Here is a 14,923-nt window from a genome sequence, read left to right as displayed (position 1 = left end):
TATATGTCTGGGGTAATAGAGCGACAGATACTCAACAAACTTTAATGCGCAAAATTATTCTTTTTCTGTACACGGAAGCAGCAGGTTTGTTTCTCCACTCTCATCAATGGGTAATACTTTTGGGAAGGTAATTTGGCATTGAATATTGCCGTTCCAGCGGACATCCATCAGCATTTCAGGGTTTACACCACTAAGCCAGACGCTGCCCATCTCATCAACAATGCCGGTCTCACGCCCTTTACTTAATACGCTCGCGCCAAACGGCGGATAACTGCCATCACTTAGGCGAATAACCGCCATTAGCTTTTGACCTTTAATTAATCGAAAGCGACGATAGCCAATGGCGCCTTCGGTTAAGGTTAATTGCAAAACGGGCGACTCCGCTTCAATGTCATCGTTGAGTTGGTTGATATCCAGATGTGCCTGATTACGTATATAGCTACTGACATCCGCCAGTACCGCTTTTCCGAATTTGTTGCTATGAGTGGCCGCACCAGAAGACTTAATGGGCACATCGCTAATACCTTCAGTATCCAGCATCAGACGCGTGCCTCCAGGTATTATGGTGCGATGTAATGCTGCTCCATGTGCTGTGGCCGTTAATCCTCCCTGCATGGACAGGGCTGCGGAGCGATACTGACCGGGTTTATAACTGGCACTATAGTTCGTTAGCGTGTTATCGCCGGTATGGGTGTAGTAGCCACTATAAGCGCTTCGTTGTTGGCGATCGACATTGGCGCCTAAGCGATAACTGTTGCGTTCATCCATGCGGTTATACCAACTCAGGCTATTGATTTGGCCGGCATCTGAATTTTGTGCATTGATATTCAAGCCCGATGAGGTCCCGAAAGGCACGTTCAGGCTTAAGAACACTCCGTCATCTTGTATACCTGAATTTTGTGCGCGATAGGCGGAGAGATTGAAACTGACGTTTTTAAAATTTCCCACATCGAAATAACGCGCAAACGACATATTCCAGCGGCTGGTCGCCTGACGATTCCAGTAAGTCTGATAGTTATAATTTAAAAATGCGCTGACGCCGAGTGTACGGAATTGTTTATTAAGTGAAACGGTATAGGTCTGCTTATTCGCTGCATTATTACGAATAACCAAATGCTTACGGCTCGCCTCAAGATATTGATTTAGACTAAGATAGCTCTTCTCCGTAAAGCGATAACCTGCGAAGGTAACCTGCGTGTCATAGTTTTCGAAGCGTTTAGAATAACTCAGGCTATAGGAGCCGCCAGAGCGCGTTTGGTTATTAGGCAGCTTTGCATAAGATTGGGTTGCGGTGAGTGCCAGGGCCCCAAACGATAAGAGGTCACGCCCTGCACCCAACGACGCGGCATGATATTTTCCAGAGGATAATCCACCCCCGAGCAGCGACCAACCGTTACTAATACCCCATGAGAATTCCCCTGCCATTAACCTTTCATTCTGCAGATGAAATCTATCGTCTGTCGTTTGCCCTACCGCCGCCTTAAAGCGAACCTGTCCAGGGCGACTAAGATAGGGAACAGATGCGGTTTCGACCTGAAAGGTCTGAATGCTGCCATCTTGCTCTTCAACTTTGACATCCAGCGTGCCAGTAATAGAGTCGCTCAAGTCCTGAATAATAAAAGGACCGGGAGCCACCTGGCTTTCATATAACACACGTCCAGCGTGACTAATGGTGACTTTTGCATTGGTCTTCGCCACGCCACGGACCTCCGGTGCGTATCCACGCAAATTGGGGGGTAACTGGCTATCATCACTAATAAGGCCGGCGCCAACATAGCGTGCATTTTCAAACACATCACTGGCGAGGTCATTTTGACCAATAATTAATTTTGCGCCCCAAGGTTTGATTGCCCTAAATGCCTGATATTGATTCCAGTTAAAAGTAGAGGTTTTAGTGTTATTGGCAGTGTAATGAGTACCATTCCAGAACGCACGCATACGCCAGGGACCGGCGTTGACACCTACCACGCCATTACCGCTTAATTCGCGTGATTCACTGCCTTGTGCCGGGGAGGAGTAATTAAAATTGGTGTTATAATCCGCAATAAATCCAGCAATCCCTTCGTCCCAGCGTGAAGGGGGATCCCAGTTAGCAGTTTGATATTCAATATATGCCTGAGGAACACTCATGTAGAGCGTTGATAACGCGAGATCAGGACGCAAAATGATACCCGGCATGATATCAAGCCGGGCACATTTTTCATTATTCCAGTAGGTAACTTTATCTAACCATGACTTCTTTAAACCGAAGCCTGCCATCATTTTTGGTGTTAAGCAGGCGACAGTTTCGTTTTCATCATGTTCAGACGGTAAAAAAGTAACCTCCTCGGTGGGTGATTCATTGTCATTAATTTTGATTGCCATGTCATATTGACCAGGCATCATATAACCTGCCCGGGAAAATTGACTCATATCAATGTTTTCCCGGTCGGAAATATCCATGTTGTCCAGATTAAACTCAACTTCCTCTGCTAATGCACTGCTAAAAAAAGCCAATGATAAAGCAATTACTAACGGGCGTAAGCGCCAGTTATTTTGAAAAGGAAATGAGTTCCTGGTATGGACTGACATACTACTAACACCCTGTTGAAATAAACAAGAGATGCGCAGATTACGCATGTCTCTAATTAGCGTGGAAAACGATTACTGATAATCCAGGCTAAAGTCGACGGTGCTTTGAAATACCCCCGGTGTGATGGTTGCAGAGGCACCATCACCCTGCAGATATGCAGAGAACGACAAAGTGTTGCTACCATTCTGCAGAGTCATGGTTGATGGCTGACCCAATTTAATTAGCTGGCCTGAGCCATCTGTCAGGCCAATGCTGGCACCGCTAGCGGTACCGGTCATGCCAATTAGAGTCGGTACGGCAGCAGAGGCCTGTCCGGTAAAGGTCACACTCACATCTTTACCTGCGGTGAAATCGCAATTCTCCAGTTTGATGTTGAAGGGTACCGGTGTTGATTTACCACCCGCTGCCAACTGCTTTTTCGATACCTGACCCAGATCAATGGTTTGATCCTGCGAGCCTGGGTTGATTGAACAAGGTGCATCAATAATTGAGCCCTTAATGGTGACAGTACCTGCACCCTGGCTATTGACAGCGTTAGCCAGGCTGGCGGTCATCATCAATCCCAAGCCGAGTGCGACTGACATCTTGTTAAATCTCATAATATTTACCTGTTCCTATATGGGTGTTTGAAGGCGCAAAGGAAAAGAACCGCGACAGTGATGAGCATAAAATTCGCTTTCCTTAAACGATCCATTGCATGTGCACGAATTGAAGGGCGACAGGTTTCTCGAAAAAATTAATAGGAAAAGTAAAATATTACGATCACAAGTAATATTCAGAAAAACAGGGTATTTTTCTTTTCATCCTTAGGGCATTAATAAGTTTTGTGCTAGAGATATTAAGGAGAAAATTTCAAATTAGAGACATTTCTTATACACGGAAAAGAAAATGTCTTATTTAAAATGAAATAAGGCGTTGCCTGATGATGAACATTTTTTTCATGTATAGCTTTCGCTACCTGGTACAGGGGATATTTACGAAGAGTTGATCAGGGCGAATATCTTTTGGATCCCTAACTGTTATTTTATGCATAATTTCCCGATCTTAATCTGATGCTTACCAAAGAGAATAAATTCTATGACACATAAACGTTTGCTGGATTGCTCAGCTTCCGAGCTGCTGCCGATGGATAAAGATGCGTTGATATATGCTGTGCGTGCCAGCGAAGGACGGGTGGTAGTCAGCGAAACTATCGGCATGACTTCACCCTTGCTGCATAATATTACTAACGCCGAATTGGCGGCCTCTCAGGGGGCTGATATTGTATTGATCAACATGTTCGACAGTGAAAACCCTGTTATTCATGGCATGCCCGCAAACATTGCGCCGGAACAAACTTTACATGAAATATGCCGGCTGACCGGGCGTATTATTGGGGTCAATCTTGAAGCGGTAGATCCTGATTTTGATGCCACGCATCTTGATGAATTACAAATGGTGCCAGGGCGCGCGGCAACAGCGGAAAACGCCTGCCGTTTGGTGCAAATGGGAGCCAAAATTTTGGTTCTCACGGGCAATCCTAATAACGGTGTGAGCAATCGTGCGCTGGCTAAAGCGGCGAAAATGATCCGCGAGGCGGTTGGTAACAGCGCACTCATTATCACCGGTAAGATGCATGGTGCTGGCATTGTTCAGGAGAGTGGCAGCGACATCCTCACCGAGCAAGATATTGCTGAGTTCGTGCAGCAAGGGGTTGATGTGGTGTTGGTGCCTGCACCCGGCACACTACCGGGTATGAGTCAGCAGAAAGTTGCCTCACTCATTGAATGTATTCATTCGCATGGCGCTTTAGCGATGACCGCGATCGGGACATCGCAAGAGGGGGCAGATGTGAATACCATTCGTCAAATCGCGTTAATGAGTAAGATGGCGGGCGCAGATCTTCATCATATTGGTGACACCGGTTACATCGGGATGGCATTGCCTGAAAATATCATGGCTTACAGCATTGCCATTCGCGGTATCCGACATACTTACACGCGCATGGCACGCTCAATAAATCGTTAACCCACATTAATCGTCAAGCCCGTAGGATGACGGACTTGACGTTATTAATGGTGTGCGTGATTACTCTATGTTCTGAATCTGTTCACGCATCTGTTCAATCAACACTTTCAGCTCAATCGCTGATGTCGTGATCTCGGCATTAATTGATTTCGAAGCCAGCGTGTTCGACTCGCGGTTGAACTCTTGCATCATAAAGTCGAGGCGGCGGCCAACGGCTTCTTTCTTTTTCAGGATGTTGTAGGTTTCTTTAACGTGCGCATCCAGGCGATCCAGCTCTTCCGACACATCGGTGCGCTGCGCCATCATCACCAGCTCTTGCTCCAGGCGATTATTTTCCAGCTGCACTTCGGCTTCTTCCAGCTTGGTGACCAGACGCTCGCGCTGCCATTTAATCACATCTGGCATCTGCGCGCGCACTTTGCTGACTTCGTGCGATACGCCTTCCAGACGCTGTTCAATCATCGCTTTCAGCGCGGTGCCTTCGCTTTCACGCGCTTCGATAAAGTCATCTAACGCGCCATCCAGCGCCACCAGCAGTTCGGCGTTGATGGCATCGAGATCCTGCTCTTGCGCGGACATCACGCCCGGCCAGCGCAGAATATCCAGCGGATTGATCGCGCCTTCATCACTCTGCATCTTCACCCAGTTGGCGGCCTGCACCAGCTGTTTGGCCAGTGATTCATTCAGCTGCAGTTCGCCTTGTGCGCTGGCATCGGCATCATAACGCAGGTTGCATTCGATTTTACCGCGCGTCAGGCGATTACGGATGCGCTCGCGGATGACCGGCTCCAGGCCACGAAATTGCTCCGGCAGACGGATATAGGTTTCCAGATAGCGCTGGTTAACCGAACGAATTTCCCAGGCGGCGCTGCCCCAGTGGCCTTTGGCTTCGCGGCGGGCGTAAGCGGTCATACTGCGGATCATAATCGTCTTCTCTTTTTCAGAAATGTTGGGTGAAGTATAGCGAGGCAGCCTCGACGCTAACAGGCATAAGCGCACTTAAGCGTGAATAACAAAAAATTACCTCTTTTACCGACAGACACTTATGCTTAGCGCTGGTTCGCTTAAAAGGATGAAGTGATGTTCCGCTCTCTGGCTCTTCCTGCTTTATTAACCTTACTGCTCGCTGGCTGTCAGGCTCCGTCGACGAAAACGCATCAGATCCCGCCCAACACCGCGCCGGTTGCGGTATGCGGTTCTGGTGACGTGATGATGCAAACAACGTTGTGGTTTGGCATGAACAAACCGAAAGGTGGCATCGTCAGCAGCAGCGAATGGCAGCAGTTTGTCGATAACGATGTGACGCCGCGTTTCAAAGACGGTTTATCGGTATATGACGCCAAAGGTCAGTGGCTGGGCGAGAACGGTAAGCTGGCGCGGGAAAACAGCAAAGCATTGATGCTGATTCACACTCCGGATGTGGCGAGTTCTGACAGCATCAACAAACTTCGTGATGTGTATAAACAGCGCTTCGAGCAGGAATCGGTGATGCGGGTTGATTCACTGGTGTGCGTGGCGTTTTAAAAAATGGCGGCCATGCAGCCGCCATGCGTTATCAGATAAACAGCCCGGCGAACGCGGCCGACAGCAAGCTCACCAGCGTGGAGCCATACACCAGCTTCCAGCCAAAGCGGGAAACCACATTGCCCTGTTTCTCGTTCAGGCCTTTAATCGCACCGGCAACGATGCCGATTGAGGCGAAGTTAGCGAACGACACCAGGAACACTGACAGAATCCCCAGTCCGCGTGGCGTCATTTCAGCCGCCACTTTCTTCAGCTCGATCATCGCAACAAATTCATTCGCTACCAGTTTGGTGGCCATAATACTCGCCGCCTGCAAAGCATCGGCGGAGGGAATGCCAACCAGCCATGCAAACGGATAGAAAACGTAGCCAAGCAGCTGCTGGAAGCTGTAACCAAATACTGCCGCAAACAGCGCATTGATCGCCGCAATCAGCGCGATAAAGCCAATCAGCATCGCCATGATGATCATCGCCACTTTAAAGCCGGCGAGAATGTATTCGCCCAGCATCTCAAAGAAGCTCTGATCTTCATGCAGCTTATCCAGCGCAATCTGCTCTTCGTTTTCCGGGCGGGTGGGATTGATGATCGACAAGATAATAAAGGTGCTGAACATATTAAGCAGCAGCGCCGCAACCACATATTTGGCATCAATCATCGACATATACGCGCCAACAATCGACAGCGAAACCGTCGACATCGCCGTCGCCGCCATGGTGTACATGCGTGGCGCGGAAATATCGGCGAGAATGCCTTTATAGGCAATGAAGTTTTCCGACTGGCCGAGAATCAAGGTGCTGACGGCGTTAAACGACTCCAGCTTGCCCATGCCATTCACTTTCGATAACAGAGTGCCAACGGCGCGAATCAGCAGCGGCAGAATGCGCCAGTGCTGCAAAATGCCGATCAGTGCGGAAATAAACACAATCGGGCAGAGCACGCCGAGGAAAATAAAGGCTAATCCCTGATCTGCCATATTGCCGAAGACAAAGTTGGTCCCTTGCGCGGCGTAGGTTAATAAGGTTTCAAAGAAGCCGCCCACCGCAGTGACTACCGATTGGCCGCCCGCCGAGTGCAGGAAGAACCAGCCCAGCGCGGCTTCGACAATCAGCAGCTGAATAATAAAGCGGGGACGAATGCGTTTGCGGTCGTGGCTGACCAACAGCGCAAGGGCAAAAATCACCACCAGCGCCAGCAGGAAATGGAGTATCGCGATCATCATTTATCTTTTTAAGGGAGGAAACGCGCATTTAGCCACAGCCACCACAGAATTTCATCCAGGATTGTGGCGATCGCGGGCGGGACAGCCGCAGCTGAAGTCCGTATAATGCGCAGCCAAACCTAAGCAAGCCGGAGAGAAACCATGCGTCCAGCAGGCCGTAGTGCATCTGAAACACGTCCCGTCACACTCACTCGTCACTACACCAAACATGCAGAAGGCTCTGTGCTCGTTGAATTCGGCGAAACCAAAGTGCTGTGCACCGCAACCGTCGAAGAGAGCGTGCCGCGTTTCCTCAAAGGCAAAGGTCAAGGCTGGATCACCGCGGAATACGGCATGCTGCCGCGTTCGACCCACAGCCGCATGGCGCGTGAAGCCGCCAAAGGCAAACAGGGCGGACGTACGCTGGAGATTCAACGTCTGATCGCCCGTTCACTGCGTGCAGCAGTGGATTTGCAAGCGCTAGGCGAATTCACCATCACGCTGGATTGTGACGTGATTCAGGCCGATGGCGGTACGCGTACTGCATCCATTACCGGTGCCTGCGTGGCGCTGGCCGATGCGTTGAATGCGCTGGTGGCGGCGGGCAAGCTGAAAGCCAGCCCGCTGAAGGGTATGGTGGCGGCGATTTCTGTGGGTATCGTCGGCGGTGAAGCGCTGTGCGATCTGGAGTATGTGGAAGATTCCGCCGCAGAAACTGACATGAACGTGGTGATGACCGAAGACGGCCGCATGATTGAAGTGCAGGGCACCGCAGAAGGTGAGCCCTTCAGCCACGACGAGTTACTGCAGCTGCTGGCGCTGGCGCGAGGCGGCATTGAGCAGTTGATTCAGGCGCAGAAAGCGGCGCTAACTAATTGATGTAACAGGCGACCATAGAGTCGCCTTTTCTTTATTTGAGGAGTGAGAAATGAAAGCCTGGCAGCGTCAGTTTATTGAATTCGCCCTGAACAAAGGGGTGCTGAAGTTTGGTGAGTTCACCCTGAAATCGGGACGTAAAAGCCCCTATTTCTTCAATGCCGGTCTGTTTAATACCGGTCGCGATTTAGCGCTGTTAGGCCGTTTCTACGCGCAAGCGCTCGTTGATGGCGGCGTTGATTTCGATCTACTGTTTGGCCCGGCGTACAAAGGCATCCCAATTGCCACCACTACCGCAGTGGCGCTGGCCGATCATCATGAACGTGACGTGCCTTACTGCTTCAACCGCAAAGAAGCCAAAGATCACGGCGAAGGCGGTTTGCTGGTGGGCAGCCCGCTGCAAGGCAAAGTGATGCTGGTGGATGATGTGATCACCGCCGGTACTGCGATTCGTGAATCAATGGATATCATCAGTGCGCATAATGCGACATTGGCGGGCGTGTTGATTTCGCTGGATCGTCAGGAACGCGGTCGCAGCGATATTTCGGCGATTCAGGAAGTGGAACGTGACTATAAGTGCAAAGTGACGGCGATTATTACCCTGGCTGAGCTGATTGATTACCTGGAAGAGAAGCCGGAGATGGCTGACCATCTGGCGAAAGTGCGCGCGTATCGTAAAGAGTACGGGATTTAATTATTCGGTAATGAGGTCGGCATTTATGCCGACCTGGTCTTTTAAACCAACTGCGCCGCCATCAGCGGCCAGCGGCTCTCGAAATCTGCGGTCGGACGAAAGCGGAATTCGGAGCGCACATAGCGCGACAACAGCCCTTCACAAAACGCCAGTAACTGGCTCGCCAGCAGCGTTTCGTCGTTCTGGAAACCTTCACCATCACGCATTTTCTTCTCGCGCATCACCTGACGCAGCTGCACTTCAATACGCTCAAACAGCTGATTAATACGCCCTTGCAGGCGATCCTGTTCAAACATCAGCGCGTGGCCGGTCAAAATACGCGTCAGCCCCGGATTACGCTCACCAAATCCCAGAATCAGCTGCACGATTAAACGCAGGCGCGTCAGCGTCTCTTTTTCATCTTTCAGGATCAGATTGATGCGGGTAATCAGACTGTCTTCAATAAACTCGATCAGGCTGTCAAACATGCGCGTTTTGCTGGGAAAGTGGCGATAAAGCGCCGCTTCCGACACGCCGACATTAGCGGCCAGCTTCGCGGTGGTGATGCGCTGACTGCCATCGCCCGACTCCAGCATTTGCGCCAGCGCCTGCAAAATCTCTTCGCGACGATTCCGTTTCGCGACTTTTTTTTCTGCCATGACCTTCAACACCCCTGAAATTCACCAAAAACAGGCAATACTGCCTCATCTGCCACAGACATAGCGGCCTGTGGCGACAAGAAATAAAAAGATGGCTAAGCGAAAAGTGTCGCGTATTACTGGCGGCCTGAGTGACCGAAGCCGCCTGCGCCGCGGTCGCTGGTGTCAAAATCTTCCACCAGGTTAAATTCGGCCTGCACGACCGGCACGAAGACCAGCTGTGCTAAACGGTCGCCTGGCTGCAGCGTGAAGCTGTCCTGACCGCGGTTCCACACGGAAACCATCAGTTGGCCCTGATAATCGGAGTCGATTAAACCGACCAGATTACCCAGCACGATGCCATGTTTATGGCCAAGACCGGAGCGCGGCAGAATCACGGCGGCAAGAGCAGGATCGGCAATGTGAATCGCCAAACCGGTGGGAACCAGCGTGGTCATGCCTGGTGTGATTTCAAGCGCATCATCCAGGCAGGCGCGTAAATCGAGGCCTGCGGAACCAGAGGTTGCATAAGTCGGCAGCGGGAATTCGTTGCCCACGCGTGCATCAAGAATTTTAACGTCGATTTTTTTCATCATAACGGCTGACAATCTCGTCTAGTAATTGTTGGCCAAGGAGCGTCTTATCACTGAGCGGTAAGACTTTTTCTCCTTCCTGCCAAAAAAGGTGAAGAGCATTGGTGTCGCTATTGAAGCCCTGACCCGCCTGCGCCACATCGTTCGCACAAATCAGATCCAGGTTTTTTCGCACCCGTTTTTGCCGCGCGTATTCTTCCACATTCTGGGTTTCGGCAGCAAATCCCACAACATAAGGGCGATTTTCCTGCAGCGCCGCGACGCCTGCGACAATATCGGGGTTCTTCACCAACTGCAGCGTGACGCTGTCGTCGCCACCCTGTTTTTTGATTTTCTCTGCGGCAATGTTAGCCGCCCGGTAGTCTGCCACGGCTGCGCTGGCAATGAAAATATGTTGTTGCTGGATTTGCGCCATCACCGCCGCTTCCATCTCCAGCGCGCTGTCGACGTCCAAGCGTTGCACGCCAACTGGCGTTGGCAGCGCCACCGGGCCGGTAACCAATGTCACCTTCGCACCGCGTTTGGCCGCAGCCGCAGCAATCGCAAATCCCATCTTGCCCGAGCTGTGATTGCTGATATACCGCACCGGGTCCAGCGCTTCGCGGGTTGGACCGGCGGTGATCATAATGCTGAGATGTTGCAGATCGTTGACGGGCGCAGCCCACTCCAGCGCGTGCGCCACAATCGCCAGCGGATCGAGCATGCGGCCGGGACCCACATCGCCGCACGCCTGGCTGCCGCTGTCGGGGCCCCAAATCAGTACGCCGCGCTGCTGCAGACGCTGCAGGTTCTCTTGCGTGATCGCCGCGCGGTACATCTGTTGATTCATGGCCGGGACGATGGCAACCGGCGCTGCGCTTGCCAGGCACGCGGTGGTGACCAAATCATTCGCCATGCCGGCAGTGACGCGGGCAATCAGATCGGCGGTAGCCGGCGCCAGCACAATTAAATCGGCCCATTTCGCCAGTTCAATATGGCCCATCGCCGCTTCGGCTGCCGGGTCGAGCAAATCATCAAATACCGGATAACCGGAAACCGCCTGCAGGCTCAGCGGAGTAATAAAGGCCCTGGCCGCTTCGGTCATCATTACGCGCACATCAGCACCGCGATCGCGCAGCCGACGCACCAGCTCCGGCGCTTTGTATGCAGCAATGCCGCCGCTCACGCCCAGCAGAATTTTCTTTCCAGCTAATCCCGTCATGTTGTTCGCCTCAAAGCAAATTGCCGCGTCAGGGGCGGCAGATGCAGGCAACTTTATCACAAAATCCACAGTGCGCCTTTTCACTGCCTGCGGCCTTTGCGAGCTGGCTCTGAAATCGTTCAGCGCGTGCTGGCGCTGACGGTGGCTGACGCGCAGAATCGCCGCATCGCAGGGAGGAGATGGTCATGACGGAACTGGCACCACGGGAAAAACTGATGTTAATGGGCGCTGAAGTGTTGAGTGATGCTGAGCTGCTGGCGATTTTTTTGCGTACCGGCATCAGCGGCACCAGCGTGCTGCTGTTGGCGCATCAGATGTTGAACGAGTTTGGTTCGCTCTATCGCATTATGACGGCCAGCAAAGAGGAACTCGGGCAGATTAAAGGCGTGGGCAGCGCCAAAATGACGCAGCTTTATGCCATCGCGGAACTGGGAAGGCGATTTTTTGCCAGCCAGCTGGCGCGGGAAAACGTGATGGAGAATCCGCAGGTGACGCGCCATTACCTGCAAAGCGTGCTGGCGCATCAGGAGCGCGAAGTGTTTATGGCGCTGTTCCTCGATAATCAGCACCGCGTGTTGCAGGCGCAGAAGATGTTTTCCGGCTCGATTGCCAGCGTGGAGGTTCACCCGCGCGAAATCGTGCGCGAAGCGCTGAAACTTAACGCGGCGGCGGTGATTCTGGCGCACAATCATCCGTCGGGAATCGCTGAACCCAGTCGCGCCGACCGCGATATTACCGGAAAAGTCGGGCAAGCGTGCGCGCTGCTCAATATCCGTTTACTTGATCATTTGGTGATCGGTCACGGCGAGTTTACCTCTTTCGCCGAGCGCGGTTGGTTGTAATTCATCGATTCAACTGAACAGAAATAGGGCATTTTTGCGCGATCCAGAGGGATCTTTATCTGTTCGGGACTTGAGCACTCGGGCTGAGCGGCGTATACTACGCCACCTTTGAGAATCTCGGGTTTGGCGTTTGGGCCAGCTTAGCGGGTTCACATGGAACTCGCCTGGGCGGGCTAAGGCCTGACGAGGCGGCCAAAACCTAGTTTTTAAAGCTCGAGCTGATTTGATTTTTGGAGAATAGAAATGTCACGAGTCTGCCAGGTAACTGGAAAGCGTCCGGTAACGGGTAACAACCGTTCCCACGCAATGAACGCGACGAAACGCCGTTTCCTGCCGAACCTGCACTCTCACCGTTTCTGGGTTGAGAGCGAAAAGCGCTTCGTTACTCTGCGTGTATCTGCTAAAGGTATGCGTGTTATTGATAAAAAGGGCATCGATACGGTTCTGACCGAAATCCGCGCCCGTGGTGAGAAGTACTAAGGAACTGAATCATGGCTAAAGGTATTCGTGAGAAGATCAAGCTGGTTTCCTCTGCTGGTACAGGTCACTTCTATACCACCACGAAGAACAAACGTACTAAACCAGAGAAATTAGAACTGAAAAAGTTCGATCCGGTTGTACGTCAGCACGTGATCTACAAAGAAGCTAAAATTAAGTAATTTTAGTGTTCTGTGAAAAACCCGGCTTCGGCCGGGTTTTTTGTTTCTGCGATTCGTTGAGGAGATGAGATGCCTGAATTACCTGAGGTAGAAACCAGTCGTCGCGGTATCGAACCCCACATGGTGGGTGCCACGATTCTGCATGCGGTGGTGCGCAATTCACGTTTGCGCTGGCCGGTCTCGCATGAAATCCACGCGCTGAGCGACCAACCCGTATTGAGCGTGCAGCGTCGCGCTAAATATCTGCTGCTCGAACTACCGCATGGCTGGATCATCATTCACCTCGGCATGTCCGGCAGTCTGCGCGTGCTACCCGGCGAACAACCGGCCGCCAAACATGACCATGTCGATTTAGTGATGAGCAACGGCAAAGTGTTGCGCTACACCGATCCACGTCGCTTTGGCGCCTGGCTGTGGAGCAATGACCTCGCAGGCAGCAGCGTGCTGGCCCATCTCGGTCCGGAACCGCTCAGCAGCGAATTTGATGGTGCCTATCTGTTTGAAAAGTCACGCGGCAAACGCACAGTGATTAAACAGTGGCTGATGGATAACAAAGTGGTGGTGGGCGTCGGGAACATCTACGCCAGCGAATCGCTGTTTACTGCCGGGATCTTGCCCGATCGTTCGGCAATGAGTTTGAGTCAGGAAGAGGCCGAGCTGCTGGTTAACACCATCAAAGCGGTGTTGTTACGCTCGATTGAGCAGGGCGGCACCACACTGCGAGATTTCCTGCAAACGGACGGTAAACCCGGCTACTTCGCGCAGCAGTTGCAGGTTTATGGCCGCGCCGGCGAACCTTGCCGTGCCTGCGGTACGCCGATTGTCAGCGGCAAACATGGTCAGCGCAGCACCTTCTGGTGTCCACGCTGCCAGCACTGAGTTAAGGCTGCGCCAGTCGCGCCAGTAACGCCTTGTGCACAACGGCAGGCAGAAATGCCTGCACGTCACCGGCATGGCGCGCGACTTCTTTGACCAGCGAAGAAGAGACGAACGAAAAACCTTCTGATGGCATCAGAAACACGCTCTCCAGCGTGGGCAACAGATGACGATTCATCTGCGCCAGCTGCAGCTCATATTCGAAATCCGAAACCGCACGCAATCCACGCACCAGCACATTGGCATTCTGCGCCTGGGCAAAGTTCGCCATCAGGTCGCTAAACCCGATCACCTCGACATTCGGCAGATGTGCCGTCACCTGACGCGCCATATCCACGCGCTCATCAAGACTAAACAGCGGCTTTTTACTCGGGCTGGCGGCAATCGCCACGACGATGTGGTCAAACATCTTCGCTGCACGCGTCACAATATCCAGATGACCCAACGTGAAGGGATCAAAGGTGCCGGGATAAATCGCTTTCGTACTCATACGCGACCTTGTGTTGAGGTGTGATGCAGCGCCCAGAGCGCCGAGTATTTGTTGAAAGTGTACTGCGCATTAACCACCGCCAGAATCCAGCCCTGCTTGCCATCGAGAAAACCGGCGCGCAGCAGCAGCGTTTTAACAAATGCGCCGAGCGTGTGGCTAAAGATCGAGAACAAGCCGCAGCGTTTGCCGCGCTGGAAACGCTCATTTGCCCAGGCTTCGGCATAGTTCATCTGCTTACGCTGAAACGCAATCAGGTCACGACAGGTGAGATGTTGCAGATCGCCCGCCAGCTTCACTACCGGCGCACCCTGCGTCTCCAGTGATTCATGCACCAGATTGTCGTTGTAATTGAACTTGCGCGGATAGAGGCGCATAACGCGATCGGGATACCAGCCGCTGTGGCGCATAAAGCGGCCAAGAAACAGGTTGCTGCGACCGAGGCTGTAAACATTGTCCGAGGCAGGCTGTGCGAGAACCTGCTCGATAGCGCGACGCAATTCGGGTGTAACGCGTTCGTCGGCATCGATCATCAAAATCATCTCGCCTTGCGCATGGGCCTGCGCGCGCTGGCGCTGCTTGCCAAACCCCTGCCAGCCTTCAGCCTGGAAAACCTGCGCGCCCTGTTCGCGAGCGACCTGCATCGTGTTGTCGCTGCTGCCGGAATCGAGCACCACAATCTCATCTGCCCAACTGACAGAAGCCAGCGCCTCCGGCAGCAGTTCAGCTTCGTTTTTGGCGATCATCACCACGGAGAGACGTTGGCGTTGCGACATG

Annotated in this window: 17 protein-coding genes; 8 read left to right on the top strand and 9 right to left on the bottom strand. The window is 52.4% G+C overall.

What is annotated here, in order from left to right; genetic code table 11:
- Positions 1–54: 54 nt before the first annotated feature.
- Both ACYAC5_RS19290 and ACYAC5_RS19285 read right to left on the bottom strand, forming a co-directional pair.
- Positions 55–2,571 (bottom strand): fimbria/pilus outer membrane usher protein, encoded by a 2,517-nt coding sequence (locus ACYAC5_RS19290; protein ID WP_462062146.1) that lies wholly within the window; start codon positions 2,569–2,571, stop codon positions 55–57.
- Positions 2,572–2,643: 72 nt separating this feature from the next.
- The gene (locus ACYAC5_RS19285; RefSeq protein WP_101760694.1) at positions 2,644–3,171 is read right to left on the bottom strand and encodes a fimbrial protein; all 528 of its coding nucleotides are present in this window, start codon (positions 3,169–3,171) and stop codon (positions 2,644–2,646) included.
- Between the two features lie 478 nt (positions 3,172–3,649).
- On the opposite strand from ACYAC5_RS19285, the gene ACYAC5_RS19280 reads away from it, so the two are divergent.
- Entirely contained in the window at positions 3,650–4,579 is a 930-nt protein-coding gene (locus ACYAC5_RS19280; protein ID WP_192415289.1) for a DUF7916 family protein, read from the top strand.
- 60 nt (positions 4,580–4,639) lie between these two features.
- On the opposite strand, the gene ACYAC5_RS19275 is transcribed toward ACYAC5_RS19280, so the two are convergent.
- Positions 4,640–5,503 carry a YicC/YloC family endoribonuclease gene (locus ACYAC5_RS19275; RefSeq protein WP_280172222.1) on the bottom strand — a complete coding sequence of 288 codons (864 nt, stop codon included), beginning with the start codon at positions 5,501–5,503 and terminating at the stop codon, positions 4,640–4,642.
- Between the two features lie 156 nt (positions 5,504–5,659).
- On the opposite strand from ACYAC5_RS19275, the gene ACYAC5_RS19270 reads away from it, so the two are divergent.
- Entirely contained in the window at positions 5,660–6,103 is a 444-nt protein-coding gene (locus ACYAC5_RS19270) for a DUF3574 domain-containing protein (protein WP_210081787.1), read from the top strand.
- 31 nt (positions 6,104–6,134) lie between these two features.
- On the opposite strand, the gene ACYAC5_RS19265 is transcribed toward ACYAC5_RS19270, so the two are convergent.
- Positions 6,135–7,319, bottom strand: a complete 1,185-nt coding sequence (locus ACYAC5_RS19265) for a NupC/NupG family nucleoside CNT transporter (RefSeq protein WP_462062995.1) — start codon at positions 7,317–7,319, stop codon at positions 6,135–6,137.
- 144 nt (positions 7,320–7,463) lie between these two features.
- Between ACYAC5_RS19265 and rph the strand changes: the two genes are divergently transcribed.
- Both rph and pyrE read left to right on the top strand, forming a co-directional pair.
- Positions 7,464–8,180 carry a ribonuclease PH gene (gene rph / locus ACYAC5_RS19260; protein WP_101760691.1) on the top strand — a complete coding sequence of 239 codons (717 nt, stop codon included), beginning with the start codon at positions 7,464–7,466 and terminating at the stop codon, positions 8,178–8,180.
- A gap of 49 nt (positions 8,181–8,229) precedes the next feature.
- The gene (gene pyrE, locus ACYAC5_RS19255) at positions 8,230–8,871 is read left to right on the top strand and encodes an orotate phosphoribosyltransferase (RefSeq protein WP_008109749.1); all 642 of its coding nucleotides are present in this window, start codon (positions 8,230–8,232) and stop codon (positions 8,869–8,871) included.
- Between the two features lie 41 nt (positions 8,872–8,912).
- On the opposite strand, the gene slmA is transcribed toward pyrE, so the two are convergent.
- From slmA to coaBC, 3 genes are all read right to left on the bottom strand, one after another.
- Entirely contained in the window at positions 8,913–9,509 is a 597-nt protein-coding gene (slmA, locus tag ACYAC5_RS19250) for a nucleoid occlusion factor SlmA (RefSeq protein ID WP_008109747.1), read from the bottom strand.
- 116 nt (positions 9,510–9,625) lie between these two features.
- The gene (dut, locus tag ACYAC5_RS19245; protein WP_167391166.1) at positions 9,626–10,084 is read right to left on the bottom strand and encodes a dUTP diphosphatase; all 459 of its coding nucleotides are present in this window, start codon (positions 10,082–10,084) and stop codon (positions 9,626–9,628) included.
- Positions 10,062–11,282 (bottom strand): bifunctional phosphopantothenoylcysteine decarboxylase/phosphopantothenate--cysteine ligase CoaBC, encoded by a 1,221-nt coding sequence (coaBC, locus tag ACYAC5_RS19240; RefSeq protein ID WP_192415293.1) that lies wholly within the window; start codon positions 11,280–11,282, stop codon positions 10,062–10,064. Before coaBC ends, dut begins: the two co-directional genes overlap by 23 nt.
- Positions 11,283–11,467: 185 nt before the next feature.
- Here coaBC and radC point away from each other — a divergent pair, with 185 nt between their 5' ends.
- The 4 genes from radC (at position 11,468) to mutM (ending at position 13,662) form a co-directional block, all read left to right on the top strand.
- The gene (gene radC / locus ACYAC5_RS19235) at positions 11,468–12,124 is read left to right on the top strand and encodes a RadC family protein (protein WP_101760688.1); all 657 of its coding nucleotides are present in this window, start codon (positions 11,468–11,470) and stop codon (positions 12,122–12,124) included.
- 243 nt (positions 12,125–12,367) lie between these two features.
- Positions 12,368–12,604: a 50S ribosomal protein L28 gene (rpmB, locus tag ACYAC5_RS19230; protein ID WP_007885297.1), complete on the top strand. Its 237-nt coding sequence runs from the start codon at positions 12,368–12,370 to the stop codon at positions 12,602–12,604.
- Between the two features lie 11 nt (positions 12,605–12,615).
- Positions 12,616–12,783 (top strand): 50S ribosomal protein L33, encoded by a 168-nt coding sequence (gene rpmG / locus ACYAC5_RS19225; protein ID WP_001051798.1) that lies wholly within the window; start codon positions 12,616–12,618, stop codon positions 12,781–12,783.
- 69 nt (positions 12,784–12,852) lie between these two features.
- Complete coding sequence (gene mutM / locus ACYAC5_RS19220; RefSeq protein ID WP_222213536.1) at positions 12,853–13,662, top strand: bifunctional DNA-formamidopyrimidine glycosylase/DNA-(apurinic or apyrimidinic site) lyase; 810 nt, start codon at positions 12,853–12,855, stop codon at positions 13,660–13,662.
- 1 nt (position 13,663) lies between these two features.
- Here the strand turns inward: mutM and coaD are convergent, their stop codons facing one another.
- Together coaD and ACYAC5_RS19210 are read right to left on the bottom strand one after the other, a co-directional pair.
- Positions 13,664–14,149 (bottom strand): pantetheine-phosphate adenylyltransferase, encoded by a 486-nt coding sequence (gene coaD, locus ACYAC5_RS19215; protein ID WP_192415295.1) that lies wholly within the window; start codon positions 14,147–14,149, stop codon positions 13,664–13,666.
- On the bottom strand, positions 14,146–14,922 hold the full coding sequence (locus ACYAC5_RS19210; protein ID WP_192415297.1) for a glycosyltransferase family 2 protein: 777 nt from the start codon (positions 14,920–14,922) through the stop codon (positions 14,146–14,148). The genes coaD and ACYAC5_RS19210 overlap by 4 nt, the downstream gene beginning before the upstream one ends.
- Position 14,923: the final 1 nt, after the last annotated feature.

Source organism: Pantoea sp. y20, assembly GCF_054903455.1.
Note: the sequence above shows the minus strand (reverse complement) of the source record. Positions and strands in the feature narration are given on the sequence as shown.

Bases quoted from the DNA above. Each gene is read 5' to 3' on its own strand.
- ACYAC5_RS19290 (WP_462062146.1), bottom strand. From the start codon at position 2,571: ATGTCAGTCCATACCAGGAACTCATTTCCTTTTCAAAATAACTGGCGC.
- ACYAC5_RS19285 (WP_101760694.1), bottom strand. From the start codon at position 3,171: ATGAGATTTAACAAGATGTCAGTCGCACTCGGCTTGGGATTGATGATG.
- ACYAC5_RS19280 (WP_192415289.1), top strand. From the start codon at position 3,650: ATGACACATAAACGTTTGCTGGATTGCTCAGCTTCCGAGCTGCTGCCG.
- ACYAC5_RS19275 (WP_280172222.1), bottom strand. From the start codon at position 5,503: ATGATCCGCAGTATGACCGCTTACGCCCGCCGCGAAGCCAAAGGCCAC.
- ACYAC5_RS19270 (WP_210081787.1), top strand. From the start codon at position 5,660: ATGTTCCGCTCTCTGGCTCTTCCTGCTTTATTAACCTTACTGCTCGCT.
- ACYAC5_RS19265 (WP_462062995.1), bottom strand. From the start codon at position 7,319: ATGATCGCGATACTCCATTTCCTGCTGGCGCTGGTGGTGATTTTTGCC.
- rph (WP_101760691.1), top strand. From the start codon at position 7,464: ATGCGTCCAGCAGGCCGTAGTGCATCTGAAACACGTCCCGTCACACTC.
- pyrE (WP_008109749.1), top strand. From the start codon at position 8,230: ATGAAAGCCTGGCAGCGTCAGTTTATTGAATTCGCCCTGAACAAAGGG.
- slmA (WP_008109747.1), bottom strand. From the start codon at position 9,509: ATGGCAGAAAAAAAAGTCGCGAAACGGAATCGTCGCGAAGAGATTTTG.
- dut (WP_167391166.1), bottom strand. From the start codon at position 10,084: ATGATGAAAAAAATCGACGTTAAAATTCTTGATGCACGCGTGGGCAAC.
- coaBC (WP_192415293.1), bottom strand. From the start codon at position 11,282: ATGACGGGATTAGCTGGAAAGAAAATTCTGCTGGGCGTGAGCGGCGGC.
- radC (WP_101760688.1), top strand. From the start codon at position 11,468: ATGACGGAACTGGCACCACGGGAAAAACTGATGTTAATGGGCGCTGAA.
- rpmB (WP_007885297.1), top strand. From the start codon at position 12,368: ATGTCACGAGTCTGCCAGGTAACTGGAAAGCGTCCGGTAACGGGTAAC.
- rpmG (WP_001051798.1), top strand. From the start codon at position 12,616: ATGGCTAAAGGTATTCGTGAGAAGATCAAGCTGGTTTCCTCTGCTGGT.
- mutM (WP_222213536.1), top strand. From the start codon at position 12,853: ATGCCTGAATTACCTGAGGTAGAAACCAGTCGTCGCGGTATCGAACCC.
- coaD (WP_192415295.1), bottom strand. From the start codon at position 14,149: ATGAGTACGAAAGCGATTTATCCCGGCACCTTTGATCCCTTCACGTTG.
- ACYAC5_RS19210 (WP_192415297.1), bottom strand. From the start codon at position 14,922: ATGTCGCAACGCCAACGTCTCTCCGTGGTGATGATCGCCAAAAACGAA.